Source organism: Actinophytocola xinjiangensis (assembly GCF_001921215.1).
In the GTDB taxonomy this organism is placed as follows: domain Bacteria; phylum Actinomycetota; class Actinomycetes; order Mycobacteriales; family Pseudonocardiaceae; genus Actinophytocola; species Actinophytocola xinjiangensis.
The window spans coordinates 37,401-60,567 of sequence record NZ_MSIF01000038.1; the positions used below are offsets into that span (position 1 = coordinate 37,401).

The window sequence follows — 23,167 nt, forward strand, 5'->3', positions numbered from 1 at the left end:
GCGTCAACTATGCTCACACCATGTCCGACCTGCTGCGCGGCTTCGAGCCGGCCCCGCAGGGCCTGGTCCTGACGCTGCTCGGCGCCTACCTCGAACCGCGCGAGAGCGCCGAGGTCTGGTCCGGCGGTCTGGTCCGACTGCTCGGCGAGTTCGGCTTCTCGCCGGGCGCCGCCCGGGTCGCGCTCAACCGGCTGGTCGGCCGCGACCTGCTCGCCCGCACCCGCGACGGCCGGCACGTGCACTACGCCCTCACCCCCCGCACGATCACTGTCCTCGCCGAGGGCGACCGGCGCATCTTCAGCCTTGGCAGATCAGCGCGCGCCGAGACCACCTGGACCGTGCTCTGGCACGCCATCCCCGAGGAACGCCGCCTGGCCCGCACCCGCCTGGTCCGCCGCCTGCGGTTCCTGGGCTTCGGCCCCGTCCAGGACGGCACCTGGCTCGCCCCGCACGACCGCGAGCACGAGGTCGCCACCCTGCTCGCCGAGCACGACGTCACCGAGTACGCCGGCGTGCTGCTCGGCCGCCCGGCCACCGCCGTGGACTTCGCCGTGTTCGTCACCAGGGTCTGGGACCTGGCCGAACTGGCCGCGCACTACGAGTCCTTCGTGGACCGGTTCCGCCGGCACACCGCCACCGACGACCGGGAGGCGCTGCTGCTGCGCACCCGCCTGGTGCACACCTTCCGCGAGTTCCCGTTCCTCGACCCCGAACTGCCGGCCGACCTGGTCCCGCCGCCACGCCACCGCGCCGAGGCGCTCGCCCTGTTCCACGACCTGTACCCGGCGCTCGCCGAGCCCGCCCGGCGCTACTTCGACCACGCGACATCGATGAGGTGACCCATGACCGACCCCGTGAACGACCCGCTGGCCGACGAGACCGCCGCCCTCACCTACACCTCCTACCTCGCGCTGGACGAGGTCCTCGCCGCCCAGCGGCCGCGCTCCGACGAGCACGACGAGATGCTGTTCATCATCATCCACCAGGTCTACGAGCTGTGGTTCAAACAGCTCCTGCACGAGCTCAAGCACCTGCAGAACAAGCTGGAGGAGCCGGACACCCCGCACTCGGTGCGCGCGCTGCGCCGCACGCTGACCATCCTCAAGGTCGTCGTTGCCCAGATCGACGTGCTGGAAACCATGACGCCGCGTCAGTTCACCAGCTTCCGCGCGCTGCTCGACGCCTCCAGCGGATTCCAGTCAGGACAGTTCCGTGAACTGGAGGCCGTTCTCGGCCGCCGCGACCGGCGCGCGTTCGGCCACTATCCACAGGGGAGCGTCGCGCGCGAGCGGATCACCTCGGCGATGTCGCGGCGCTCGGTGTTCGACTCGTTCCTGCACTACCTGGCCGGCAACGGCTATCCCGTCCCCACCGAGCACCTCGAACGCGACGTGCGGGAGACCTGGAAGCCCTCCGAGGAGGTCCAGCGGATCCTCGTCATGGTCTACCAGGACGACGCCGGACCGTCCACAGTGGCCGATCTGCTGGTCGACCTGGACGAGGGACTCCAGGAATGGCGCTACCGGCACGTGAAGATGGTCGAGCGGACCATCGGCGGCAAACCAGGAACCGGCGGCTCCGCCGGCGCCGCCTACCTGCGCTCCACCCTGTTCCAGTCGGTGTTCCCCGACCTGTGGGCCGTGCGGAGCGAACTGTGACGACCACACTGGACTCGCTGCGCCGCACCCCCAACGCGCTTTCCCCGCACTACAGCCGTTTCCGGGTCGCCGACCGGCTGCTGCTCACCGGCCACTCCCACCAGGCCTGGCCGGACGTCGCTCTCGCGGGCCAGGTCGACGCGTTCACCGACGCCGCGCAGGCCGTCGACGCCAAGTGGGACCTGGCCTTCGCCAAGGCGCAACGCCTGCGCGCCGGCTTCCGCGCCCTGCTCGGCGACCCCACCGCCGACCTCGCCCTCGGCGGCTCCACCCACGAACTCGTCGTCCGGTTCCTGTCCGCGCTGGACCTGCGCGCCCGCCCGAAACTGCTGACCTCCGACGGCGAGTTCCACACCCTGCGCCGCCAGCTCGCCCGGCTCGCCGAGGCCGGCGTCGAAGTCGTCCGCCTGCCGGCCGCCCCGGCCGACACCCTCGCCGAACGCCTGGCCGCCGAGGTCGACGACCGGACGGCGGCCGTGCTGGTCTCCTCGGTGCTGTTCGCCACCTCGCGGATCGTGCCGAACCTGGGGGCACTCGCCGGCGCCTGCGCCAGGACCGGCACCGAACTGCTCGTCGACGCCTACCACGCCCTGGGCGTCGTCCCGTTCTCGCTGCCCGACGATGGCCTCGCCGACGCCTGGGTCACCGGCGGCGGCTACAAGTACCTGCAACTGGGGGAGGGCAACTGCTTCCTGCGCCTGCCCCCGCACGCCGCCACCCTGCGCCCGGTGGTCACCGGCTGGTACGCCGAGTTCGGCGACCTGTCCACCGCCCCCGCCGGCCAGGTCGGCTACGCGCCGGGCGGCGACCGGTTCGCCGGCTCCACCTACGACCCCACCAGCCACTACCGCGCCGCGCGGGTCCTGGACTTCTTCGCCGAACACGGGCTCGTCCAGCCGCTGCTGCGCGCGGTGTCCCTGCACCAGACCACCCGCCTCGCCGACCGGTTCGACGCGCTCGACGCGCCGCCGTCGGTGATCACCCGGGACCGGGACGCGCCCCGCGAGGCGCACGGCGGGTTCCTGGCGCTGCGCTCACCCCGGGCGGGGGAGCTGGCGCTGGCGCTCGCCGAGCGTGGCGTGCTGACCGACAGCCGGGGCGAGTACCTGCGGTTCGGTCCCGCGCCCTACCTGGCCGACGACCAGCTGGACCAGGCCATGGCCACGCTCGGCGAGCTGGTGAACGTGCCGCGTTAGTCGACGACGACCGTGCCGGTGTCGGCCAGCGTGCCGAGGAAACCGCTGCGGTACAGGCTCTGCACCCGGCTGGCCTCGGTGCTGTTCGGGTACGGGTTGGTGCAGGCCACGCCCGCCGAACTGCCCGACATCAGGCTCGTGCACGGGCCGGGCTTCATGTCCGGCAGCCCGAGGGTGTGCCCGAACTCGTGCGCGGCGATCCGCACCACGGAGTACCCCTGGTTGACGGCCTGGCGGCCCATCCAGACCGTGCCGCTGCCACCGGGACGCACCGGCCCGAGGGTCGCGCGCGGCCAGCCGTCGTCGGCGATCACCCGGACGTCGGCGCGCGTGCCCGGAGCGGCCCGCACGATCCGCACGTTGGTCACCGTCTCGTTCCAGATCGCCACGCCCTGGGCGACCGCGTCGACGAACTCCCCGGCCTGGCTGTCGTTGTAGGTGATGGTGACGGCAGCCACGCCGACGTCCGCCGCGGCCTTCGGCGCCGCGACGGCCGGCTGGGCCACCACGGCGACGAGAGCCAACGCGAACGCGAGCAGGGAGATGACTGTGCGTCTGATCATCGTTACCTCCTGTTATTGCCCTCGTTCCGGATGCTAGGCCGCAGGTCAGGGCCTTGAGATCCGCTGATAGTGGGGTGTGTCGGGTTCACCAGTTGCCAGCTACCGGTCCCTGACGACCACCTCGGTGCCGCACCAGGCACAATGGATGAGGGGCTGGCGGGACGGAGGAGAACCGTGGTGGTTGAGGGCGAGCTGCGTGGCGTGATCGCGCTGGACGGCCCGTCGGGAACCGGGAAGTCCACGGTGGCGCGCCGGTTGGCGACCGCGCTCGGCGCCGGCTACCTGGACACGGGTGCGATGTACCGCACGGTCACGCTGGCCGTGCTGCGCGCCGAGGTCGACCCCGGCGACGCCGCGGCCGTCGGCCAGGTCGCCGAGGACGTCGACCTGCGGATCAGCACCGACCCCGTCGACCAGGACGTCCGGCTCGGCGACGAGTCGGTCAGCGCGGAGATCCGCGGCCAGGCCGTGACGATGGCCGTGTCGGCCGTGTCTGCCGTGCCGAAGGTGCGTGAGGTCCTGCGGCTGCGCCAGTGGCGGATCATCGAGGACGTGTGCGCGGTCCAGGGCGGGATCGTCGTGGAGGGCCGCGACATCGGCACCGCCATCGCCCCGGACGCGCCGCTGAAGGTCTTCCTGACCGCGTCGGCCGACGCCCGGGCGCTGCGCCGGGCCAACCAGGACGCCGCCGAGGGCCGCCGCTCCACCCTGGAGGCGACCCGCGCCGACGTCGAGCGCCGCGACGGCCTCGACTCCTCGCGCGCCGCGTCCCCACTGCAACCGGCCGACGACGCGGTGTGGCTGGACTCGACGGACCTGGACATCGAGGGCGTGCTGGGCCGCATCCTCGACCTGGTCGACGAGCGCGGCCTGCGCGGGGTGGCGGCCGGCCCCGGTCGGTGGTGACCGGGCAGCTGCCTGAGGGCACCGTCCCGTGGCTGCACGACGTCGGCCGGTGGATCGGCCGGTGGGTGCAGCGCCCGTGGTACCGGATCACGGTGACCGGTGTGGAGCGCGTGCCGCTGACCGGCCCGGTGGTGTTGGTGGCCAACCACAGTTCGCTGGTGGACCCGCAGGTGATCTTCGGAATGCTGCCGAGGCGCGCGGTGTTCCTGGTGAAGAGCGAGCTGTTCGTCGGCCCGCTCGGCAGGGCACTGCGCGCGATCGGCCAGGTGCCGGTGACCAGGGGGAGCCCTGACCGCACCGCGCTGGGCACGACCGTGCGGGTGCTGGGCGCGGGTGGGTTGGTCGGCGTGTTCCCCGAGGGCACCAGGGGAGCGGGTGACGTCGACCGGGCCGAGCAGGGCGCGGCCTGGCTGGTGCGGATGTCCGGCGCGGTGGTGTTACCGGTGGCGACCAGGGGGACCAGGCGACCGCCGGGGAGCCGGCGGCGGTTGCGCCCTAAGCTGGACGTGCTGGTCGGTGAACCGTTCGAGCTGGCTGTCGGCCGTGGACGGACCGGGCTCGCCGAGGCGACCGAGGTGATCCGCCGCGGCCTGGCCGACCTGGTGCGGGAGTTGGACGAGCAGCGCACCGACGCTGTGTGATGAGAAATGACGGACATGACTGAGCTGGATGGCACCTGGGCCGAGGAGTCCGACTGGACCGCCGTCGACGAGGAGTTCGGCCACCCCGACGAGGACGGCGGGCAGCCGCCCCAGCCCGTGCTCGCGGTGGTCGGACGGCCCAACGTCGGCAAGTCGACCCTGGTGAACCGCATCATCGGCCGCCGCGAGGCAGTCGTACAGGACAAACCCGGCGTCACCCGTGACCGTGTGGCCTACGACGCGCTCTGGTCCGGCCGGCGTTTCACCGTCGTCGACACCGGTGGCTGGGACCCCAAGGCCGAGGGTTTGCAGGCGTCGGTCACCCAACAGGCCGAACTGGCCATGATGACCGCCGACGCGGTGCTGCTGGTGGTCGACGCGGCCGTGGGCGCCACCGCCACCGACGAGGCGGCCGCGAGGGTGCTGCGTCGGGCCAAGCAACCGGTTCTCCTGGCCGCCAACAAGGTCGACGACGAGCGCCTGCTGGCCGACACGGCGTCCCTGTGGTCGTTGGGCCTGGGGGAGCCGCACCCCGTCAGCGCTCTCCACGGCCGCAACAGCGGCGACCTGCTGGATGCCGTGTTGCACGCGCTTCCCGCCACCCCCCGAGAATCCCTCGGCGAGTCAAGGGGCCCCCGCCGGGTGGCCCTGGTAGGCAAGCCGAACGTGGGTAAGAGCAGCCTCCTCAACCGCCTGACCGGCGAAAACCGGGCCGTGGTCGATGCCGTGGCAGGCACCACGGTCGACCCCGTCGACTCCCTGGTGGACCTCGACGGCGAGATGTGGCGCTTCGTCGACACAGCCGGCCTCCGCAAACGCGTCAAGACGGCCAGCGGCATGGAGTACTACGCGTCGCTGCGCACCCGAGCCGCCATCGAAGCCGCCGAAGTGGCCATCGTCCTGCTCGACGCGTCAGAACCCATCTCCGAACAGGACCTCAGAGTCCTGACGATGGTCGTGGACGCCGGCCGGGCGTGCGTCCTGGCCATGAACAAATGGGACCTGGTCGACGAGGACCGCCGCCACCAACTCACCAAGGAACTCGAACGGGGCCTCGTCAGACTCCCGTGGGCCGAACGGATCAACGTGTCCGCGCTGACCGGCCGCTCGGTCCGCAAACTGGCCCCCGCGCTACGCACCGCGCTGACGTCCTGGGACCAGCGAGTGCCCACGGGCCAGCTGAACTCCTGGCTCTCCGAGCTGATCGCCGCGACCCCCCCGCCCGTACGTTCAGGCAAACAGCCCAAGGTCCTGTTCGCCACCCAGGCCCAGACCAGACCCCCCACCCTGGTCCTGTTCACCAGCGGTTTCCTCGAGGCCGGATACCGCCGCTTCATCGAACGCCGGTTCCGGGAGCGGTTCGGCTTCGTCGGCAGCCCGGTCCGCATCTCGGTCCGAGTCCGCGAGAAGCGCCCCCGCAAGAGCTGAGGATCGACCTACGCTAAGCTGATCCCGCACCCCGACAGGACGTGGGGTGCGGCCGGGCTGTGGCGCAGTTTGGTAGCGCACTTGACTGGGGGTCAAGGGGTCGCAGGTTCAAATCCTGTCAGCCCGACCGGTGTGGGCCGTTGACTTGGTGGTTGTTTCGCCAGGTCAGCGGCCCTTTCTTGTTGGTGTGGTTGATCTTTGGTGATCGTGGTCAGGTGTGTGCTTGATCGGGTTTGGGGTGGTTGTGGGGCGTGGCTGCTCCATGTCTGATCTTTCCTCGTCCGGTTGTTGGGGTGTTCGTGCTGGTCGGGGCCCTTGGGTTGGGTATGTGGGTGGAGGAGCCCGTGATGGTGCTTGCGGGGTGCGTGCCGGTGTCGTGGTCGGGTAGGTGTCGGCGGACGAAGCCGGTGCGGGGTGTGACCGGTGGTGGTGTGGGGTGTGCGGCGATGGTGTGGCGGGCGTCGAGCCAAGCCTGTTTGAGGGCGGTTTGGATGCGGGCTTCGACTCCGTTTGCGATGTGGCTGTAGACCTCGACGACGCGTTTGTCCAGGCGATGGCCGAGGCGTCGGGCTTGGGCGATTTCGGGGATGCCGGCGGTGATGAGTCAGGTTTTGTGGCTGTGTCGTAGCTCGTGGAAGGTAAGGCCTGGCCGGATGGGATGGAGCCGTGTGTGTGGGTTGGGCAGGTGGTGGTTGCCGTCGAATGCGGGGTTGAAGGTTCGGGTGCGCCAGGTGGAGCGCCAGAGGAACCCGCCGTCGGTGTTGGGGAAGACGGGGGAGTGGTCGTGTGTCTCGAGATGGTGTTTGAGTAGGACGGCGAGGAAGGCGGGCAGGGTGATGGTGCGGGCGCTGGCGGCGGTTTTGGGTGGGCCGAGCCATTGGCGTCGGGAGCTTTCCTTGAGTGTGCCGGTGTCGGGGTCGATGACGATGGTGCGGTCGTCGGGGTGGGTATTGTGGCGTTGGAGTGCGGCGAGTTCGCCCCAGCGGCAGCCGGTCCAGGCGGCGGTGACGATGAGTAGAGCGCTGCTCTGGTGGTGTAGTTGTGCTGCTTGCAGGGCGCCGCGGAGGACTTCTTCGGGTGTGGCCCAGAGCATTTCGCGGATGATGTGGTGGGCGCGTTTGCCGCGGTTGCGGTGGTGACGGACGGGGTTGGCGGGGATGAGTTCGTCGTCGACCGCGTCGCCGAGGATTCGGCCGAGAAGGCTGAGTAGGCCGTGGACGGTGGTGTGTTGGTAGCCGCAGGCGTAGAGGTCGGCGGCCCAGCGCTGGATGTCGCTGCTGCGGATGTCGCCCAGCGTGGTGTGGCCGAACCGAGGACGGATGTGTTTGCCGATGAGGTAGGCGTAGTTCTCGACCGTGAGGTCGTCCACGGACAGGGTGTGCCACCAACGGGTGAGCCAGTCATCGAGAGTCGTCCGTGCCGGCGCCGGGTCGCGAAAGGCTCGGTGCCGGAGGCCGACTTCGATCTCGCGGGCGCGGTGCTGGGCGGCTGTCACGCTGGTGAACCCGCCTTCCGACGTGACCGATCCGTTGCTGCGGTAACGGACTCGCCAGTGCTCACCACTAGTCCGCTCGATCCACGCCACGACACCCACCTCCACGCAAGACCAGCCACTATCTCTGTGATCCTCCGACGACGACGAGAACGCAAGCACCCAAGCGGCTGACCGTGATGACACCCGAAAGAGTGACATGGGGCCGGTCTGTTAGCGGAGCTGTGGTTGGAATGGCGCAGAGGGGATGGTTTTCCTGTGTGCGACAACGGCTGCCTGTCGCCGTGGAAATTCTCATAAATGTAGATCAAGTAGCGTGCTGACCTGCAGGATCGTGACTCCGGCAGGTCGGTGTACGTTTGTTCAGGCCGGATGAGCGCATCGGCGGCGGCAAGGACCATGGTGGACCCAGGGGCGGCGATGTCGTCGAGGGTGTCGTACTGAGCTTCAGGCATCAATTGCGCGGGTCGTCGAGTAGTAATCAGGTCGAGGTGTGGGTGTCGTCGTGGGGGTGGAGAAACGGGGGGAGCAGTAGCATGGCGGGCCCCGGCGGTACAGGGCCGCCGGGCGGCCGGTGGTGGCCACCCGGAAGTCCCCGGTGGGTTCGAGGAATCCGTCCGTGCGTGTCAGTTTCCGCCGGAAGTTGCTGGGTCGAGGCCGAAATCCCAGATCACCTCGTAGACCCGGCGAACGGCCCACTCCTCCCTTCCGTCCGCACCGCCATTGCCTACAACCTCACCGTCGACGACATCCACACGTACTATGTACTGGCCGGTAGCGCGCCGATCCTTGTTCACAACAGTGGATGTTCGCCGTTTACTGATGGAGGAATCTGGGATGGTTCGTTTGACGTCGGTGGTCAGAATATTGAAACCATGGCGACGGTCAGGATGGTGGGGGATACTGTGCATCTTGACGGGCTGATAGTATTTGCGAAAGGGGCGCAAGGGCTTAATCAAGAACCAGTCGGATCTGATGCGATTCGGCAAATCAAGCGTCCGATTCCGGAGCAGGCAAGAAATCAAGGATTTAAGACTGTCGTGCTAATTATGAGCACCATATTCCGAAGGTGAATGGCACCGGCTACACGCGTTATCCCGGGTAGATGACGCTCGATGTTTCCAAATTCTGGGAGAGTGGAAGTATGGATCGGATTCGCTTGGATAGATTGATATCAAGCATGGCGGATCGTCCGAAAAATGAACCGGAGATAGTGTTTCGAGAGCTGCGTGAACTAGGTTTGTCGCCAATTGAAACAATATATGCTGCCGCAGGTGTTCTTGATATGACGTTGCCTGAGGCTAAAAGCGCGATCTACGAGAGTTCTGCATGGCGCGATCACCGGGAAGATTGGTATCGATTTCAGTCCGGGTTTAATGAGTGAGGCAGTGTCATTCGATGGTGGGATCTCAGCGGGTCAGACCTCATCTTTCGTTTAGCGATCTACCAACGGGTCTACGCCCAGCTGGGCGCCAAGTTGCGCCGTGAACTGGTCGCGCCACGGTCCGGCCGCGCGGTGTGGCACGGACCCAGGCCAGCGCTCGCTCCGCATAGGCGGGACCTCGCGATCGTCCGTCGTCAACACCTCGACCTGAGTTGCGGCCGTTGGTGGTGCTCGCCGGTTTCCAGCAGCGGGACGTGCGACCGCGCCGCCCGAGCCCGCTGCTGATCGCCTGTGCGTCGAGCCAGGGCAGCCGGCCGACGGTGGACGGCTCGGGCGTCGGGGCGCAGCGACCCGTCCGCCTGCGCCGCGCGCCATACGCGCGGATGAGGTCGGTGACCCGCGTTCGTCGCCGGGGACGGTCACGATGCGTTGGGGTGCGGGTGGTCGTGCCGCAAGCTCGCGACGGCGTTGCCGAGGTGATCGCGGCTAGGCAGGGCTCCAACGAGTGCACGAACACCTCAGGCGACGAGCCACGAGCACTCACTACCTCCGCTGGCACCTTCCCTAGCTGTGCTGCTGTTGTTGGTCGTTGACAGGTTGGGTGTGGGGTTGGGTCTTCTGTAGCAGCCTCTCATAAGGTGTCTGACCGGCGAGGCTGCCGTGGGGGCGGTGGTAGTTGTAGTAGTCCTCCCATTCCTTGAGTTTGTCGTTGAAGACGGCGAGGTCGCCTTGGACGACGCCGTCGAGGAGGCGGTAGAACTCTTCGGAGTCGATCTGGTGGGAGCGTTCTACTTTGCCGTTGAGCCGCGGTGTGGCGGGCCGGATGTAGACGTGGCCGATGCCCTGGTCCAGGACGTGCCAGTGGAAGGTGGACTGGAACTCCGCACCGTTGTCGGTCTGGATCTTCTCGACCACTCCAAGCGAGGGCTACCTTGGTTCGGTGGCAGGCGACTGAATGTTAAAGTCAGGCATTGGGACCTTTGGTCTGGGAAGTAGATGTATGGAACAGAATGCAGGCGAGCTTTATCGCAGCCTTGTTGAAATCCTGGAGAGGTGCGCTTCGGCGAAAGAGATGGAGGTATCGACTTTTCAAGTCGAAGGCGATGCTGCACTGTCCGCGAAATCCGCCGCTGCTTACGGCGATGTGGTCAACATCCGACTGAATGAGGCCACCATTCTGTTGGACATAAATGACTCTGATGCCGTCGAGTTTGATGCCGATGATCCGGATGACGAAACAATGATCCTCGAGACAGTAAAGGGGTTCTGCGAGAAAACCCTAGAGTTGCACGTTGGTCATGACGATCACGCATGTTTCGGCTGGCGGAACTCTGGAAGAGAAGTACGCGTCTCGGAGCCCATGTTTCGCAAGCGGTCCTCGAGAATCTGGAGGAGGGTGCGATAATACCCGCCACGATGCCGCTCCGTAACGCGCCGCTAGAGGTCACAGTGTTCGGTGCCGGGCTTACCCTCATCGACAACGCGCCGACGACGTTACGGCCGCTGGGTCTTGGCGGCGGCTCTCATGGTGATCATCAAGCCATCTCACCTTCGGCGCCGTCCAAGTCGAACAGGCGGTCAGTTGCGTGTGCTCGACGGTGGTGTCAACCTTCGGGGCCGCGGCCAGCGGTCCAGGCGTTTCGGGACAACCTGAGTGAGAGGTTCCCCAAGCTGAGGATGTCTCAGACGTTCGCCGTTCAGCAGGCCGTCCGTATGGCGGGCCCGGAAGAAGGCCTGGGTCTCGGTTTTCTCGGGCTGTCGCTTCTGGATGGTCTGGAGCTGGATTGCATGAGGTTGCCGAGTCATAAGATGATCGTCCTGTCGTCGCGCTCGGCTGAGGCGCGGGCAGTGTGCTGGTCGAGCTCCGGCACGAAGGAACACCTGGCAGCGGGGGAGAAGTGTTCGCCGCAGGGGGAGAACGATGGCCAACGATCCTCTGAATCTCGACGAGTCGGGCGAGTGGGCTGGCCTGTGGTGGCTGCCGGACAACACTGACGAGCAGGTCCCGGGAGTGCTCCGGTACGACCTTGAGGGTGGCCTCTCGCTCTCTCTGATCGGCGCCTTCGAGGACCGCATCACGTCGACCCCTGCTCGGGGGGTGACGATGTATCACGAGGGCACCAGGACGTGGGACGTCATTCACGGCGTAGCCGAGCAGCGCGAGATCACCCTTCTAGGCTGTGCTCCCAAGAGCGTGAAGCGGACGATGTTCGCGCGGGTGAAGAGCCCTGACAAGCAGACCGTGGCGTCCATCACCGCGATCATCGGTGCGCACGTGAGCGGCGACGACCGCGCGATCAGCGCAGCGCCGGCCTTCAGCGTCCTCGACGGCGGCCAACTGCGCGCCCGTGAGTGGCTGGGCGTAGGCGCCCGGCTCGGCCGGCGCCTTCGGCGGGATGCCCGGCGAGGCCCTGCGAAGTGTCGGTCACGGTGCACCGTAGGTCAGGTGTCCACACCTGCCAGGTCGGCCACCACGAATGCCCTCTGCTTGTGAGGGTGAGGGGTGTGGGCTAAACGCGTCGGCGACCAGTCGCCGAGCAGGGCGGATAGTTTGGCGGGCGGCAGCTTGTCCGTGCACTGCCGTAACTCGTCGGCTGGCCACCAGCGGCGTTCGAAGCTAACGGTGTTAGCCCGTCAGAGGTTGTGGTTACGCGTCATCTGACACAGAGTCCGACGGCCGGGCGGGCCATCATGGCCTGAGTTCCACGGTGCTTGGGCGTTCTCCCGACGGAGGATCGATATGGCTGACGCTGGTCACTTCGCGGTTCACCACACCATGGTTCTGGTCGACGTCGAGGGGTTTGGGGCCTCGTCGCGCACCCTGCCCCACCAGGTGCGCACGCGGGCGGGGCTGTATGCGATGGTGGCCGAGGCGTTGGCCGCCGCCGGGGTGCCCTGGGACGAGTGCTACCACGAGGACCGGGGCGACAGCGTGTTCGTGCTCGTGCCGCCGAGGTTTCCGAAGGCTCCGATGGTGGAGGAGTTGCCTGGGGCGCTGGCACGTGCGGCGCGTGGGCATAACGCCACCAGTCACAGCGCGGCCGCGACCCGACTGCGCCTGGCGATCCACGCCGGCGAGGTCGCCTTCGACGATCACGGTGTCACGTCCACCGCGCTGACAACGGCCTTCCGGCTGCTCGACGCCGAGCCGTTGAAGCAGGCGCTGGTTCGATCGCCTGGCGTCGTGGGAATGATCGTGTCCCGACTGATTTTCGACGATGTCGTGCGGCACAGCGCAAGGGTGGATCTGGCCACGTTCCGGCCGGTTGACGTGACCGTGAAGGAGGTCCACGACCGTGCGTGGATCGCCCTGCCCGACTGCCCGTACCCACCCGATTCTGACAGCCTCGACATTGCGGAATCGGGCGACCCGGCTGTGCTTTCGGAGCCGCTGACCGCCCCCATCCCTCTCCCTGTGGGCATGCCGGCCGTCCATCAGGGCAATGTCGGACAGGCGGGGCGCTACCACCCCGTGAATGTCAGTGGCGGCAGCGGGCGCCTGTCGATTCGCGGAGCCGATTTCGCCGGGGGAAACATCGATAAGCGCCGCAACATCCGCATCGGCACCGGCGGCCTGGTCTGGTTGGTCATAGCCGCCGTGGTCCTGTTGGGTGGCGCGACCGGGGCGGTGGTCGCCGCCAGCAGCGGCCCTCCGGATCCGACCACGATCGGCACGGAGCGCGGTGCGGCTGGTGCTCAGGAAACCGCCGAAGCGGTACTGGATGCGTTCGCGGACCGGGACGTCGAACAGCTGTGTGGCCTGATGTCCGACGAGAGCAAAATGGAATTCGAGGATGCCATCCCCTCGGGGACATGGACATTTGGTAAATGTGATCAAGGAATGGATCGATGGCTCGATGAGTTGTATGGGGAAAATCCGGATCTGGAAGAATGGATCCAGAGTCTGGCAGTGGAGGATATCGAGCTAAGCGACCTTGTGGGCGAGGAGTCAGGCGAGGTCAGGGAGGACAGTGCCGCAGAGATCAAGATAGTCAGCGCCATCCCCGGCGTCATCAACGAACAATGTCGGATCGAGGAACTCGACCTGAATCGAGAGAACGGTCGCTGGGTGGCGGATATCATGAGTTTCTCATCTGTCGGATGCTCCGGGCTCGAGCGATGACCAGCGGCGATCCGTGCGAGAAAGTGGGTATGGGTGCGCCGGAGGACCTCGGTGATGTCGACGGTCCACTGGTTGACGTAGTCGTACACGGTCGGCCCGCCGTGTAGCTCTGATATAGGGTGATCGTGTCGTCGTTTGTCAGGTCGTTCTCGCGGGCACCGGATGGTGGCGGGTTCGCAGCGTCCGGTCGCGCAGGACCACAAGCGTGGCGGCGGCCAGCGCGGCGGCTACGGCGATCGTGATGCGAAGGTGGCTCGTCCGTCTTCGGGCGGCAGGCCGGTGCGACTGGCGAGCAACACGTGGGTCCAGGTCTGCCCGCTCTTGGGCTGCTCGTACAGCTGTTCAGCACGGCCTGCAACGGCGTGCGTCAGGTCGTCTGCTGCCGCCAACACCGGGCCTCCGGATCGGCGCTGGTTGAAGTTCGATTCGTGCATGTTGGTTTGTGGTCACCTCGGCGCACTTTTGACAAAATGACCGGGTGGTTGGAAGCGTGACGGAACCTGGTCGGTTTCGGGATCGGCGGGAGCGTAAGTACGGGTATGATTTCGTCGACGAGGTGCTGGTGGTCTGCCCTCACTGCGATGGCTGTGCGGTTGTCGCGCCGTGCCCCGAGAGGTCGAGCGTCCGACGGCGCCTGCGCTGCGCGGCGTGTGGTTACGCCAAGGACAAGACGGTCAACTCCGTCGTTGTTGGCGGCCCGGTCGATCCCTGGTTCCGACGGCCGGTCTGGTTACGGGCGACATGTCGAGGACATGTGTTGTGGGCGTACAACGGCCGCCACCTCGACCTGCTGAAGTCGTACGTGGCGGCCCGGTTGCGTGAGCGCGGCAGGATGGAACCCGGAGCGCCGCAGAGCTTGGTCGAACGACTACCTACCTGGCTCAAGACTGCGAAGAACCGCGACGAGATCCTGCGAACGATCAGACGCCTGCGGTGCGCCATCCCGTCGTCACCGCCGCCACCGACGTGACATCGGCTGGTCTGTACCGGTCAGCGTCGGACGCGGCGTTCGTGGAAATCTTCTGCGGTGTCGAGGATGTGGTCGATGGTGGCGGCGACACGGGCATCCGTGTTGGTCAGGTGGCGCACGATCGCCGCGCCGGCGTTGGACAGTGCGGCGGGTGGCGGCTGGAAAGTCCGGAAGAGCGGTGGGAACCCGTAGATCTCGCGCAGGATTTCCTCGATCACGAACTCGTTGACCGGCCGTCGCTCACGGCGGTGCGCGGTCGCGACCTGTTTGCTGAACCTGGCGATGTCGTTGATGTCGCTGGGGTTGGCCAGTCGTGGTCCGACGAGCACTGCGGTCACGGAGACGAGGAATCCGTTGAAGGCGATTCTGTCTTCCGGTGAGAGGGCGTCGTTGAGTGCCTTCGTCCGGCGGTCCTTGAGGACGAGGCATCTGATCTGGTCACGAAACCGCGGTTCCACTGGCACGGTGGCCTCCTATTCGAGGTGGGTGAAACTCATCAGGACGTCGAGCACCGCATCCTCGAACGATTCGTGGCGGCGGCCGACCTCGTCCACACGGAGAAGTCCGGTGTTTCGGACGACGGCGAAGGCCGACCACAGGCCGAGGTGGTGTTCCGCCCAGCCGGCGTGGAAGGTCTCCGCGTTCTCCTCGCAGACCACGTCCACCTTGTCCTCGCCGAGCCTTGGTCGTAGCGAGAACCGATGACGTTCGAGGGATTGGCGGAGTTCCGGGCTGACGTCGGGGGTCGTCATGGTGCTCTCCTGGGGTGTGGTTGGGTCACCTCGTTGCTCGGTGTCGTGCGGGGGAGTCCGGCTGCGTGGTCGCGGAGCTTCCCCGGGCCGGCGGCGTTGTAGTAGTCGCGCGCCGCGCGCGCCAGAGTGGCCTTGGGGGGCCGTTGGGCGAGGAAGTCGATGAGGACGCGCTCCTGCTCTGGGGTGGTGAGGGTGGACCACTCGCCGTGCGGACCGCCGCAGGCGTCGAGGAGGACGTCGAGGCACTGAGCGGTTGCCAGCGCTGTACTGCCATCCCAGTCGGCCAGCCAGCCTTGGCGTGACGTCTCGGCGGTGGGGCGGGGGCGTGTGGGCGCCGACTCTTTCTCGTGGCGCACGGTCTCGGGGTCCGTGGAGGCGATCCCGAGGCGGATGCGTTGCCGTAGTCCTGCCAGTAGTTCCTTGGCGGCGCCGTTGCCTCGGCGCGCGGCGAGGTCATACCAGAACACGGCCTGGCGCGGATCCTTGTATCGCTGCTCGTAGAGCTGTCCGAGGTGTAGCGGACCGACGGGGTCGCCGGCCTCCGAGGCCTTCGTGTACCAGTGCGTGGCTTCCAGGAGGGCTTTCCCGGTAATCGGCCCTGGCTCGACACCCTGCATCCTGGCCTGGATTCGGCCCTCGGCGATCTGCCCGAGCCGGTTCATCGAAGGAGCGTGACCGGCTTCGGCTGCCGCGCGGTACGTCGCGGTGATCATCGGCAGTCTCTCGATTCCGTCTCTGGTCTCCTGGCGGTAGGCCTCCTGGAAGACGGTGTTCAGGTCGGTGGCGGGCCCGGTCGGGAGGTCGGGGGAGTTGTTGTTGGCGAACACCCAGTTGGCCGCGTGATCCTCGATGCGTCGGCCAGGCTCGGGTCTGCCGTCCTCGATCAGTCGGTCGGCGACCACGGTGAAGATGTGGTCGAAGGTGAGTTGGGTGGGTGCGCCGGGGATGCCCTCGCGCACCGTTTGGACAAGGGCCTTGGTGAAGCAGGTCTGTGCGTCAGCGACCGTCTCCGGCTCGTGCCAGGAGGTCTCGAACGCGCTGCTGCTCATCAACACGTAGGCACCGGACACCGGGGGCAGACGGCTGGCGGACAGACGGCCGTACTCCTCGGTGGCGAGTCCCGCGTAGCAACAGTCGAGCACCGCGATCTTGACGGTGGCCTTGCTGGCACGGAACGCGTCCCGCACGGCCTCGAACGGCAGGCCCGTGGCAGCGACGTAGTTCGTATCGGTCCGGGTGTCGCCCACGGTGAGGTGCAACCGTTCGCGGTGATCGTAGATCCCGTGTCCGACGTAGTAGAAGAACAGGACGTCGGTGGCTTCGAGGAACGTGTCGATGAGTTCGACGCGGATCTTGTCGAGGGTGGGACGGTTGGCGAACAGCCTGATGGCGGAGTCGTCGTTCGGCCATGGGCCGCACACGGGGTCATGGAGCAGGTCCAGCATCCGGTGGAAGCTGCGGTTGACCGCGGGAACCTGGTCGAAGTCCTGGTATTCCCATGTGCCCATGAGGACCGCACGTGACCGGGAAAAGTCCCGGTGCGCCAGGTCAGTCATCGCCGATCAGACGCTGGGTGATCTCCAGGACTTCCTCGGGGTCAGGGAGGTTGGTGCCGTCGACGGTCACCGACCGGTCGCCTCGGGTGATCGTCACGGTGACCGACGAGCGCCGGGACCGGATGAATGCCGGCAGAGTCCGGATGACGAGGCTGAGCACCGCTGCGGACGGCACGAGCAGTTGTAGGACCTCGGCGCCGCCGAGTTCGTCGTCTTCGGGGCGGGCGTGTTGCCTGGTGACGGTGGCCTCGGGGATGGTGGTGAGGCGGCGGAACAGCGGACCGACGTCGGCCAGCTCGGAGACCGTCACCGTGCAGGCGTACGGCACGCGGGCGGCACCCTGGTCGGGAAGCGGTTCAGGCATGGTCAGATCTCCACCCGTCGGTTCACGTTGTAGTAGAGCGTGATGTCTTCGGGAGCGTGCAGGCGATAGTCCTCGCCGTCGACGCTGACCACGCAGACCCAGTGGGGCGGAGCTGAGTCGGGCGCGGCGAGAATGAAGGGACCCTGTCCGTTGATACCCCACACGGTGGCGCCCAGGCCCACGGTGTGACCGTCCTTGGTGCGGTAGGTAGCCATACGACAAGTCGTACCACGGGCTTGGGGGCACGGGGGTGGTTGGCACATGGAGGCCATGCGGTCACGATGGTTCGGCCGGGGAGAAACACGGAAAATATTCGGCTGTGGGCGATCAAGTGTGGATGAAGGAGAAGGAGAAAATCGGGAGAGTTCACTATGCTGTTGGTGACGTGAACTGCATTCAACAGACTTGAACTACCCTCCTTTACGCAGGGGATTCTCTATTTCCGCAGGTCAGGGGATTGTGATAACGACGCTGGGGGTCAAGGGGTCGCAGGTTCAAATCCTGTCAGCCCGACGGTCGTTTACGCAGGTCAGGCCCTGTTCGCAGTTCAGCGGACAGGGCCTGACGCGTCTCCGAGTGACTAACTGAGTGACTATGCGATGCCAGTTGGGTCCGGCCTAGTAGAGGCGGGGAGCCTGCCCCTTGAAGGGCTGTGGTTGTATCTGGCGGGGCTCATCGACACACCATTGATGCCCGGCGGCATCGCTCCAGCGCAGCCGCCATGCCGTCAGTGCCAGAGGCGGAGGTGTCGGGGTGCTCACCTTCATCATGAAGTAGCGCTTTGGCTCTGCTGGTTCTCCGGGTTGAACGATCTCAGATTGGACCGCCCAGCTTGGTTGCTTGTCCACTGCTGTGCCCGACGGCCACACCTCCGCGTGGACGTCGAAGATGGGTTGTTCGCTGTAGTTCGTGAAGTAGATCATCAGTTCGTATTGGTATCCATTTTCATCATGTCCAACCTCTCTGACGCCAGTGCCGCCGACTCGAACCATGCGGGCTTCGCGCCACGACTTCTCCGAGTCCGCTCGCGTCTGTCGTCGACGATCCGAAAGCGCGATCCATAGGGCAACAGCGACCGCTGCTGCGGTGAACACTGCGCCGACTGCTTGCCCGATGGCCGCAATCCAGTCGGCTGCCGTAGCTTCGTCGGCAAGGCTGATTAGCATGGTGAACAGTGTCGACTCTCGGGCATGGTGGCGGTGAACGACGCGCGCTGTGGCTGGCAACATTCTTGCAACGCGAGGTAACGGAGTGTCGTTCAGTTTCGATGGAACGTCCATGAGTGACCCGTGGGCTATAGTGAAGCACTTTGTGCGCTGTTACTACTGCAAAAAGGCGGTAAACGCGACTGAGGCAGGTGTTGTGCATGATGACGGTCCACGTACCTTCATTCCGGAAAGGACCACCCTGGTATCATGTGACGAATGCGGGGGTCCGCTTGTCTTTAGGCAATATCAAGCTGATGGAGATGCCTGGGATGACATGGACAGGGTTTGGCCAGGAGCGCCTAGGAGGCTTAGCTGGTCGATACCTAAAGAGTTGAGGCAAGAGCACGCGGAGGCCACTAAATGCTTGGAGGCGAATGCCTTCACGGCGGTCGTGGTTATGGTTCGTAGAACCTTGGAAGGCGTGGCGGCTCTTCATGGAATAGCGGAGCGAAATCTAATGAAATCGCTCGCGATGATGCAGGATAGTGGAGCGCTTGATCCGCGCCTCGTTGAGTGGTCGAAAGCGCTTCGTGTTCTTGGGAATGAGGGAGCTCGAGAATATCAAGAGGAACTGGGATCCGGGTGATCTCGATGACGATGGCTATCATGCGTCGCGAGGAAATCAGGCAGAGAACAAGGAATTCAGGGGATGCGCTGCACGAGGTCGAACGAAGCATTGGTCGGGAGATAACGCCCGCAGAGCGTCGATCCCTGCATGATAGAGTCACTAGGCAGGGGTACGACTATCACCGAATCGTGGAAGAGGGAAAGGGGTTGTTCGGTGGCTGTTGACGATCAGATGGCTGAGACCCGAGGACTCCTCCAGGGTGCGAAAGTTCACTCTGTCGGCAGGGCTGCAGGCATGGGTGTGGTTGAGTTTGCTGGGCTTCGTGGTGACGTGATCGGTTTACACATGCAGTGTCCTTTTCGGATCTTGCAGGAAGGGCAGGTGATTCTGGGGTCTCGCGACATGAGGTATCCGCAACGGGGAGCGGGTTCGGAAGCATTTGAACAGTTCGGGACCGTATATGATTCGCGGGCTGCGAAGTTGAATGGGATCTTCGAGCGGCTTCGGCCGGTCGTGTCGGAGGTGACCTTCGGTGACTCCGGACATCTCGCTGTGGGTTGGGAACCTCGTTTTCGGATTGAGGTCTTTCCTGACTGTTCCGGCAGCATGGAAGCTTGGAGAGTTTTTCGGCGGGGAGGTCCTCACTGCGGGTTTCCTCAGGGCGTCATCTGAGCTGAGGGCTGGAGGATTCATTCGAGCTGAATTCTCCAGTCTGGATACTGTCTCGAGCAGGGATTCATCCGGTTGTGTCCCCGGCCGGCGACTCGGAATGGCTGGCGGAAATCTCGTAGCCCATCGCCACCAAAGACGGCCGATTCGGAAGACTGCCCGAGACGGGAGGGTCCATGACAAACTCAGTGACCGCTACGGGGTTCCGATTGATGAATACAAAAACACATTCGATTATCGTCAAGATCTAGATTTTCGGATTCTGAGAAGGCAGAGATGGATTATCCAGAATATTTCAGTGTAGCGCACAGGTCACCTGCGGCTCTCGGTTTGGATGGATCATTTGTGACTGCTGCCGCGTTCGTTTCAGGTTGCGATGTGGGTAGTTCATGGCGGCTTTTGGATGGTTCTCGAGAGTGGCTTGTGCTTGAACTCGGCAGGGGTCTGAACTTGGGATGGCAGCCTCTTGTGCTTCTCAATGTAATGCCTAGTGGATTCCGAAAATCTTCGACCGCCAAACTTGATAGCGAGGAGAATGCGATAGCCATCGATGGACTCTTTCGTTTGCTGAGGACGTTCTGGGAGGTTCGAAATGTGCATGGCCTGGAGTGGATTCAGGTTCGCTATGCGGCTCTGAGTGAGGAGCTCAGCCGGTAAGCGTTCTCCATGGTTGTTCGTTGTGGCAGGTGCGTTTCTCGGTAACGGAACGGTCGCGGTGAGGCGGTCGAGAGTGGCCTTAGAGCGTGTTTGAGATCTTGGTCGGTGTGGCCGGTTGATCTTGGTGGCGGGTTCGGCCAGGTGTGGTGGATGGCGCGTGAGCAGCGGTACCCGTCGGATCTGACTGATGCGGGGTGGGCGGTGGTGGAGCCGTTGCCGCCTGCTCCGGCCAGTCAAGGAATCAGACGATGGGTAAGGCACTGAGCGGTGACCGGTTGCGGGCGAAGTGGGACAAGTACGCGCCGCGGTATGGCCGCGACATTGGGTTCTTCGAGCGGGTGCAGTTCGGCGGCGGCCGGGAGTCGGTTTGTTCGCAGGCACACAGGGACAGCGGCAGCGGGCGGCGGGTTTGGTAGTCGCCGAGCATCGCCTCGCGCAAGTCGATCTCGCGACCCAGTTCGGCCGCCCGAGGCCGGGCGTGCTCCAGCACGGCCGGACTGAAGTCGGTCCCGGTCAACCGCACGCCGTCCGGGTAGAACGCCAGGTTGCGGCCGTGCCCACCGCCACCTCGAGAACGTAGTTGTCGAGAATGCGTTGCCGCAGAAGGGCTTGCTCGGCCGTCCTGGGCGGGACGACCGCAAGGTTCTGCGCGGCACGGGCAGGCTGTGCCGCGACACAACAACGGCACCGTGGCTGACGCGGCACGAGCCATGCAGGGACTTGACTGTCCAGCTCCGTTAGTGAACTCTAACCGTTAGTGGATACTGACCGAGTAGGAGACGGTTGGAGCGCGCTGGCGGATGGCACCAGGCGTGCCATCGTCAGCCGCCTGGCCGAGGGACCGCAGGCGGTGGGACAACTCGCCGCGCAACTGCCCGTCACCAGGTCCGCGGTCTCCCAGCACCTGAAGATCCTCAAGGACGCCGGCCTCGTCAGCGAGCACCCGGCCGGCACGCGACGGATCTACCGGCTCAACCCCACGGCGGTGGCCGCGTTGCGCGATCAGCTCGACACCTACTGGCAGCGGGCGCTGACCAGCTACGTGGATGTCACCGAACACGCTGCCGACGAAATGACGGAGGAGGGTTCATGACCCGAACCGAGGCCATGGCGGTCCGCAAACAGGTCGTGGTCAACGCCGCGGTCACGCAGGCTTTCACGACGTTCACCGAACGATTCGGCGACTTCAAGCCACCGGAACACAACCTGCTCCAAACGCCCATCACCGAGACGGTGTTCGAGCCGCGCGTCGGTGGGCACATCGTCGACCGCGCGGCCGACGGCAGCGAATGCCGCTGGGCACGTATCCTGGCCTACGAACCACCACATCGCGTGGTGTTCAGTTGGGACATCGGCCCGCAGTGGCAGATCGAGACCGACCCGGAACTGACCAGCGAGGTCGAGGTCCGATTCGTCTCCGAAGGCCCGACCCGAACCCGGGTCGAACTGGAACACCGCCACCTCGACTGTCATGGCCCCGGATGGCAGTCGGTCGGCGAGGGCGTCGACGGCGACCAGGGCTGGCCGCTGTACCTGGCTCGCTACGCCGCCCTGTTCGAGCAGGAGAGCTGACATGTCGCCGGTCATCGCCACGGTGGACGTGGACCGGCCCGCTGCCGAGGTCTTCGCCTATGCCACCGACCCGACTCGATTTCCGGAATGGCAGGCAGGCGTCGTTGACGGTCACATGGACCATGCCGGTGCCCTGCGGTCGGGCACCAAGTGCGTGACCACCCGCCGTATCGGCGGAGCCGAACGGCCGGTGACTTCAGAACTGACTCACATCGACCCACCGACGACGTGGGGAGTGCACGGTCTCGACGGACCCATCGGCGCCACCGTCGACCTCGCGGTGGCACCGCTGACCGAGACCAGGTCCAGACTGACCATCGCGGTCGGCTTCGAGAGGCACGGCATCGGCAAGGTGCTGGTCCCGCTGCTCTTGCGCCGTCAAGGACAGAAGGAAATGCCGACCAACGTCGCGAACCTGAAGCGACACCTCGAATCCCAGCAACAGCGATCCGGGGCGTAGGACGGCGTGTCCCAAGGGAGCCCTTACAGGTCGTGGGCCGCATCGCCCAGAAGATGAACACCGGTATGCCCGGTCCGACACCGCCTCGAAGAAGATGCGAAGAAGTTGAGTCAGGTGGCTACCGGCAGGTCGGCCAGGCGCCATTCGAGCATGCCGTCGGCCAGCCGGCGGGGCACGCCGGTCGTGGGTGGTGAGCAGGAAGACCGCGTCGTGGGCGAGCACGCAGTAGGCGCTGCGGCAGTAGGCGACGATCTCCCGGTCTGAGGGCAGATCGGCGAGCCGGTCGACCAGTTCCTCGACCGGGATGGAGATCGCGCCGGGGATGTGGCCGGCCTCGTATTCCTCGCGCGGTCGTACGTCGAGCACGGTCACCGTGCCCGACTCGGCGCGGCGCAGCAGCTCGGTCCGGGTGACCTGCTCGGTGTCCGGGCCGAGGTAGGCGGCGCGGGCAGCTTCGACATCGGCAGATGCTCGTTCGCGACCGCGCGGACCAGCGTGTAGAGCGCGGCGACGTCGGTACCGGCGAGCCGGTAGTAGATCTTGGTGCCCTCGCGGCGGATCGCGACCAGGTTTGGCCTGTATGAGGGTCTGCAGATCTCCCTGGACTCGGCGACGCCGGAGTTGCGCGACCGGCACCGGTCCGCAGGATCCTTCGCCCGCGCCCGAGCCGGCATCACCCTGGCCCGGTCGCTGGCGCGGGCGGCCGGGCTGGGGTGACCACGGCCTCGGCGCACCTACAGCCCGCCGACCGGCCCCTCCTGTTCTCCCATCTCGCACACAGCAACGCCGCCGTGTCCTCCAAGACCAGCCCTGCCAGGCGCAAAGCACCGGCACCACCAACGCCCAGCTCGGCGAGCTCGTCCGCTGGATCAACGACAACTGCACCCGGCACGGCCGCACCGACCGAATCCCGTTGGTCAACAGCCACGATCGCGACCTTCTGCCGGTTTCCCTTGGAGTAGGTGCGGCCCTTCTTGGTCGGGTCGAGGTCGAACCGCTC

The 23,167-nt window shown here is 65.8% G+C and carries 28 protein-coding genes, 1 tRNA gene and 2 pseudogenes; 18 read left to right on the forward strand and 13 right to left on the reverse strand.

Annotated features, from left to right (window positions below):
- Positions 1-20: 20 nt before the first annotated feature.
- Genes BLA60_RS39240 through BLA60_RS39250 form a run of 3 tightly spaced genes read left to right on the forward strand, consistent with a single transcriptional unit; the run spans position 21 to position 2,854 of the window.
- On the forward strand, positions 21-839 hold the full coding sequence (locus BLA60_RS39240; RefSeq protein WP_154814912.1) for a PaaX family transcriptional regulator: 819 nt from the start codon (positions 21-23) through the stop codon (positions 837-839).
- Between the two features lie 3 nt (positions 840-842).
- Positions 843-1,658, forward strand: coding sequence for a tryptophan 2,3-dioxygenase (locus BLA60_RS39245; RefSeq protein WP_075138169.1), 816 nt, complete (start codon positions 843-845; stop codon positions 1,656-1,658).
- Entirely contained in the window at positions 1,655-2,854 is a 1,200-nt protein-coding gene (locus BLA60_RS39250; RefSeq protein WP_075138170.1) for a kynureninase/PvdN C-terminal domain-containing protein, read from the forward strand. Before BLA60_RS39245 ends, BLA60_RS39250 begins: the two co-directional genes overlap by 4 nt.
- Here BLA60_RS39250 and BLA60_RS39255 read toward each other — a convergent pair.
- Entirely contained in the window at positions 2,851-3,417 is a 567-nt protein-coding gene (locus BLA60_RS39255; protein ID WP_075138171.1) for a snapalysin family zinc-dependent metalloprotease, read from the reverse strand. The genes BLA60_RS39250 and BLA60_RS39255 overlap by 4 nt on opposite strands.
- 177 nt (positions 3,418-3,594) lie before the next feature.
- Between BLA60_RS39255 and cmk the strand changes: the two genes are divergently transcribed.
- From cmk to BLA60_RS39280, 5 genes are all read left to right on the forward strand, one after another.
- Positions 3,595-4,323, forward strand: a complete 729-nt coding sequence (cmk, locus tag BLA60_RS39260; protein WP_245812474.1) for a (d)CMP kinase — start codon at positions 3,595-3,597, stop codon at positions 4,321-4,323.
- Entirely contained in the window at positions 4,320-4,964 is a 645-nt protein-coding gene (locus BLA60_RS39265) for a lysophospholipid acyltransferase family protein (protein ID WP_084736057.1), read from the forward strand. Before cmk ends, BLA60_RS39265 begins: the two co-directional genes overlap by 4 nt.
- 15 nt (positions 4,965-4,979) lie before the next feature.
- The gene (gene der, locus BLA60_RS39270) at positions 4,980-6,392 is read left to right on the forward strand and encodes a ribosome biogenesis GTPase Der (protein ID WP_075138198.1); all 1,413 of its coding nucleotides are present in this window, start codon (positions 4,980-4,982) and stop codon (positions 6,390-6,392) included.
- A 53-nt stretch (positions 6,393-6,445) separates the two neighbouring features.
- Positions 6,446-6,519: transfer RNA gene (locus tag BLA60_RS39275), tRNA-Pro, on the forward strand.
- Between the two features lie 324 nt (positions 6,520-6,843).
- Positions 6,844-7,020, forward strand: a complete 177-nt coding sequence (locus tag BLA60_RS39280; protein WP_154814914.1) for a hypothetical protein — start codon at positions 6,844-6,846, stop codon at positions 7,018-7,020.
- On the opposite strand, the gene BLA60_RS39285 is transcribed toward BLA60_RS39280, so the two are convergent.
- Positions 6,997-7,977 (reverse strand): tyrosine-type recombinase/integrase, encoded by a 981-nt coding sequence (locus BLA60_RS39285; protein ID WP_162293081.1) that lies wholly within the window; start codon positions 7,975-7,977, stop codon positions 6,997-6,999. The two genes, BLA60_RS39280 and BLA60_RS39285, sit on opposite strands and share 24 nt — an antisense overlap.
- Before the next feature lie 354 nt (positions 7,978-8,331).
- Positions 8,332-8,583, reverse strand: a complete 252-nt coding sequence (locus BLA60_RS46635; RefSeq protein WP_483860505.1) for an NrtR DNA-binding winged helix domain-containing protein — start codon at positions 8,581-8,583, stop codon at positions 8,332-8,334.
- On the opposite strand from BLA60_RS46635, the gene BLA60_RS42800 reads away from it, so the two are divergent.
- Entirely contained in the window at positions 8,508-8,957 is a 450-nt protein-coding gene (locus BLA60_RS42800; RefSeq protein WP_211289009.1) for a hypothetical protein, read from the forward strand. The genes BLA60_RS46635 and BLA60_RS42800 overlap by 76 nt on opposite strands.
- Positions 8,958-8,989: 32 nt before the next feature.
- Entirely contained in the window at positions 8,990-9,268 is a 279-nt protein-coding gene (locus BLA60_RS44045; protein ID WP_154814915.1) for a hypothetical protein, read from the forward strand.
- Between the two features lie 564 nt (positions 9,269-9,832).
- Here BLA60_RS44045 and BLA60_RS39290 read toward each other — a convergent pair.
- Positions 9,833-10,183, reverse strand: coding sequence for an integrase core domain-containing protein (locus BLA60_RS39290; protein WP_075138175.1), 351 nt, complete (start codon positions 10,181-10,183; stop codon positions 9,833-9,835).
- 85 nt (positions 10,184-10,268) lie between these two features.
- Between BLA60_RS39290 and BLA60_RS44050 the strand changes: the two genes are divergently transcribed.
- From BLA60_RS44050 to BLA60_RS39300, 3 genes are all read left to right on the forward strand, one after another.
- The gene (locus tag BLA60_RS44050) at positions 10,269-10,673 is read left to right on the forward strand and encodes a hypothetical protein (protein ID WP_154814916.1); all 405 of its coding nucleotides are present in this window, start codon (positions 10,269-10,271) and stop codon (positions 10,671-10,673) included.
- A 516-nt stretch (positions 10,674-11,189) separates the two neighbouring features.
- Positions 11,190-11,762 (forward strand): ApeA N-terminal domain 1-containing protein, encoded by a 573-nt coding sequence (locus BLA60_RS39295; protein ID WP_162293082.1) that lies wholly within the window; start codon positions 11,190-11,192, stop codon positions 11,760-11,762.
- 246 nt (positions 11,763-12,008) lie between these two features.
- Complete coding sequence (locus BLA60_RS39300) at positions 12,009-13,391, forward strand: hypothetical protein (RefSeq protein ID WP_075138176.1); 1,383 nt, start codon at positions 12,009-12,011, stop codon at positions 13,389-13,391.
- Positions 13,392-14,381: 990 nt separating this feature from the next.
- On the opposite strand, the gene BLA60_RS39310 is transcribed toward BLA60_RS39300, so the two are convergent.
- From BLA60_RS39310 to BLA60_RS44055, 6 genes are all read right to left on the reverse strand, one after another.
- A complete protein-coding gene (locus BLA60_RS39310) occupies positions 14,382-14,699 on the reverse strand; it encodes a hypothetical protein (RefSeq protein ID WP_245812476.1) in 318 nt (105 codons plus the stop codon).
- A gap of 135 nt (positions 14,700-14,834) precedes the next feature.
- Positions 14,835-15,113 (reverse strand): hypothetical protein, encoded by a 279-nt coding sequence (locus BLA60_RS39315; RefSeq protein WP_075138179.1) that lies wholly within the window; start codon positions 15,111-15,113, stop codon positions 14,835-14,837.
- The gene (locus BLA60_RS39320) at positions 15,110-16,669 is read right to left on the reverse strand and encodes a caspase, EACC1-associated type (RefSeq protein WP_075138180.1); all 1,560 of its coding nucleotides are present in this window, start codon (positions 16,667-16,669) and stop codon (positions 15,110-15,112) included. Before BLA60_RS39320 ends, BLA60_RS39315 begins: the two co-directional genes overlap by 4 nt.
- Positions 16,662-17,033 carry an effector-associated constant component EACC1 gene (locus BLA60_RS39325; protein ID WP_075138181.1) on the reverse strand — a complete coding sequence of 124 codons (372 nt, stop codon included), beginning with the start codon at positions 17,031-17,033 and terminating at the stop codon, positions 16,662-16,664. Before BLA60_RS39325 ends, BLA60_RS39320 begins: the two co-directional genes overlap by 8 nt.
- Before the next feature lie 2 nt (positions 17,034-17,035).
- Positions 17,036-17,248 (reverse strand): hypothetical protein, encoded by a 213-nt coding sequence (locus tag BLA60_RS39330; RefSeq protein WP_075138182.1) that lies wholly within the window; start codon positions 17,246-17,248, stop codon positions 17,036-17,038.
- Positions 17,249-17,650: 402 nt separating this feature from the next.
- Positions 17,651-18,199 carry a hypothetical protein gene (locus BLA60_RS44055; RefSeq protein ID WP_154814917.1) on the reverse strand — a complete coding sequence of 183 codons (549 nt, stop codon included), beginning with the start codon at positions 18,197-18,199 and terminating at the stop codon, positions 17,651-17,653.
- 112 nt (positions 18,200-18,311) lie between these two features.
- On the opposite strand from BLA60_RS44055, the gene BLA60_RS42805 reads away from it, so the two are divergent.
- Entirely contained in the window at positions 18,312-18,827 is a 516-nt protein-coding gene (locus tag BLA60_RS42805) for a DUF4145 domain-containing protein (RefSeq protein ID WP_154814918.1), read from the forward strand.
- A 1,549-nt stretch (positions 18,828-20,376) separates the two neighbouring features.
- On the opposite strand, the gene BLA60_RS45160 is transcribed toward BLA60_RS42805, so the two are convergent.
- On the reverse strand, positions 20,377-20,658 hold the full coding sequence (locus BLA60_RS45160) for a class I SAM-dependent methyltransferase (RefSeq protein WP_075138184.1): 282 nt from the start codon (positions 20,656-20,658) through the stop codon (positions 20,377-20,379).
- Positions 20,659-20,892: 234 nt separating this feature from the next.
- Here BLA60_RS45160 and BLA60_RS39345 point away from each other — a divergent pair, with 234 nt between their 5' ends.
- From BLA60_RS39345 to BLA60_RS39355, 3 genes are read left to right on the forward strand one after another with little or no spacing between them, the layout of a single operon-like run.
- Positions 20,893-21,228, forward strand: coding sequence for an ArsR/SmtB family transcription factor (locus BLA60_RS39345; RefSeq protein ID WP_075138185.1), 336 nt, complete (start codon positions 20,893-20,895; stop codon positions 21,226-21,228).
- A complete protein-coding gene (locus BLA60_RS39350) occupies positions 21,225-21,707 on the forward strand; it encodes an SRPBCC family protein (RefSeq protein ID WP_075138186.1) in 483 nt (160 codons plus the stop codon). The genes BLA60_RS39345 and BLA60_RS39350 overlap by 4 nt, the downstream gene beginning before the upstream one ends.
- Before the next feature lies 1 nt (position 21,708).
- The gene (locus BLA60_RS39355) at positions 21,709-22,167 is read left to right on the forward strand and encodes an SRPBCC family protein (protein WP_075138187.1); all 459 of its coding nucleotides are present in this window, start codon (positions 21,709-21,711) and stop codon (positions 22,165-22,167) included.
- 270 nt (positions 22,168-22,437) lie between these two features.
- Here the strand turns inward: BLA60_RS39355 and BLA60_RS46020 are convergent.
- Positions 22,438-22,539: pseudogene (locus tag BLA60_RS46020) on the reverse strand (rhodanese-like domain-containing protein); the annotation flags it as partial.
- On the opposite strand from BLA60_RS46020, the gene BLA60_RS46025 reads away from it, so the two are divergent.
- Entirely contained in the window at positions 22,492-22,668 is a 177-nt protein-coding gene (locus BLA60_RS46025; protein ID WP_245812477.1) for a hypothetical protein, read from the forward strand. The pseudogene BLA60_RS46020 and the gene BLA60_RS46025 overlap by 48 nt on opposite strands.
- A 172-nt stretch (positions 22,669-22,840) precedes the next feature.
- On the opposite strand, the pseudogene BLA60_RS45165 reads toward BLA60_RS46025, so the two are convergent.
- Positions 22,841-23,167: pseudogene (locus BLA60_RS45165) on the reverse strand (hypothetical protein); the annotation flags it as partial.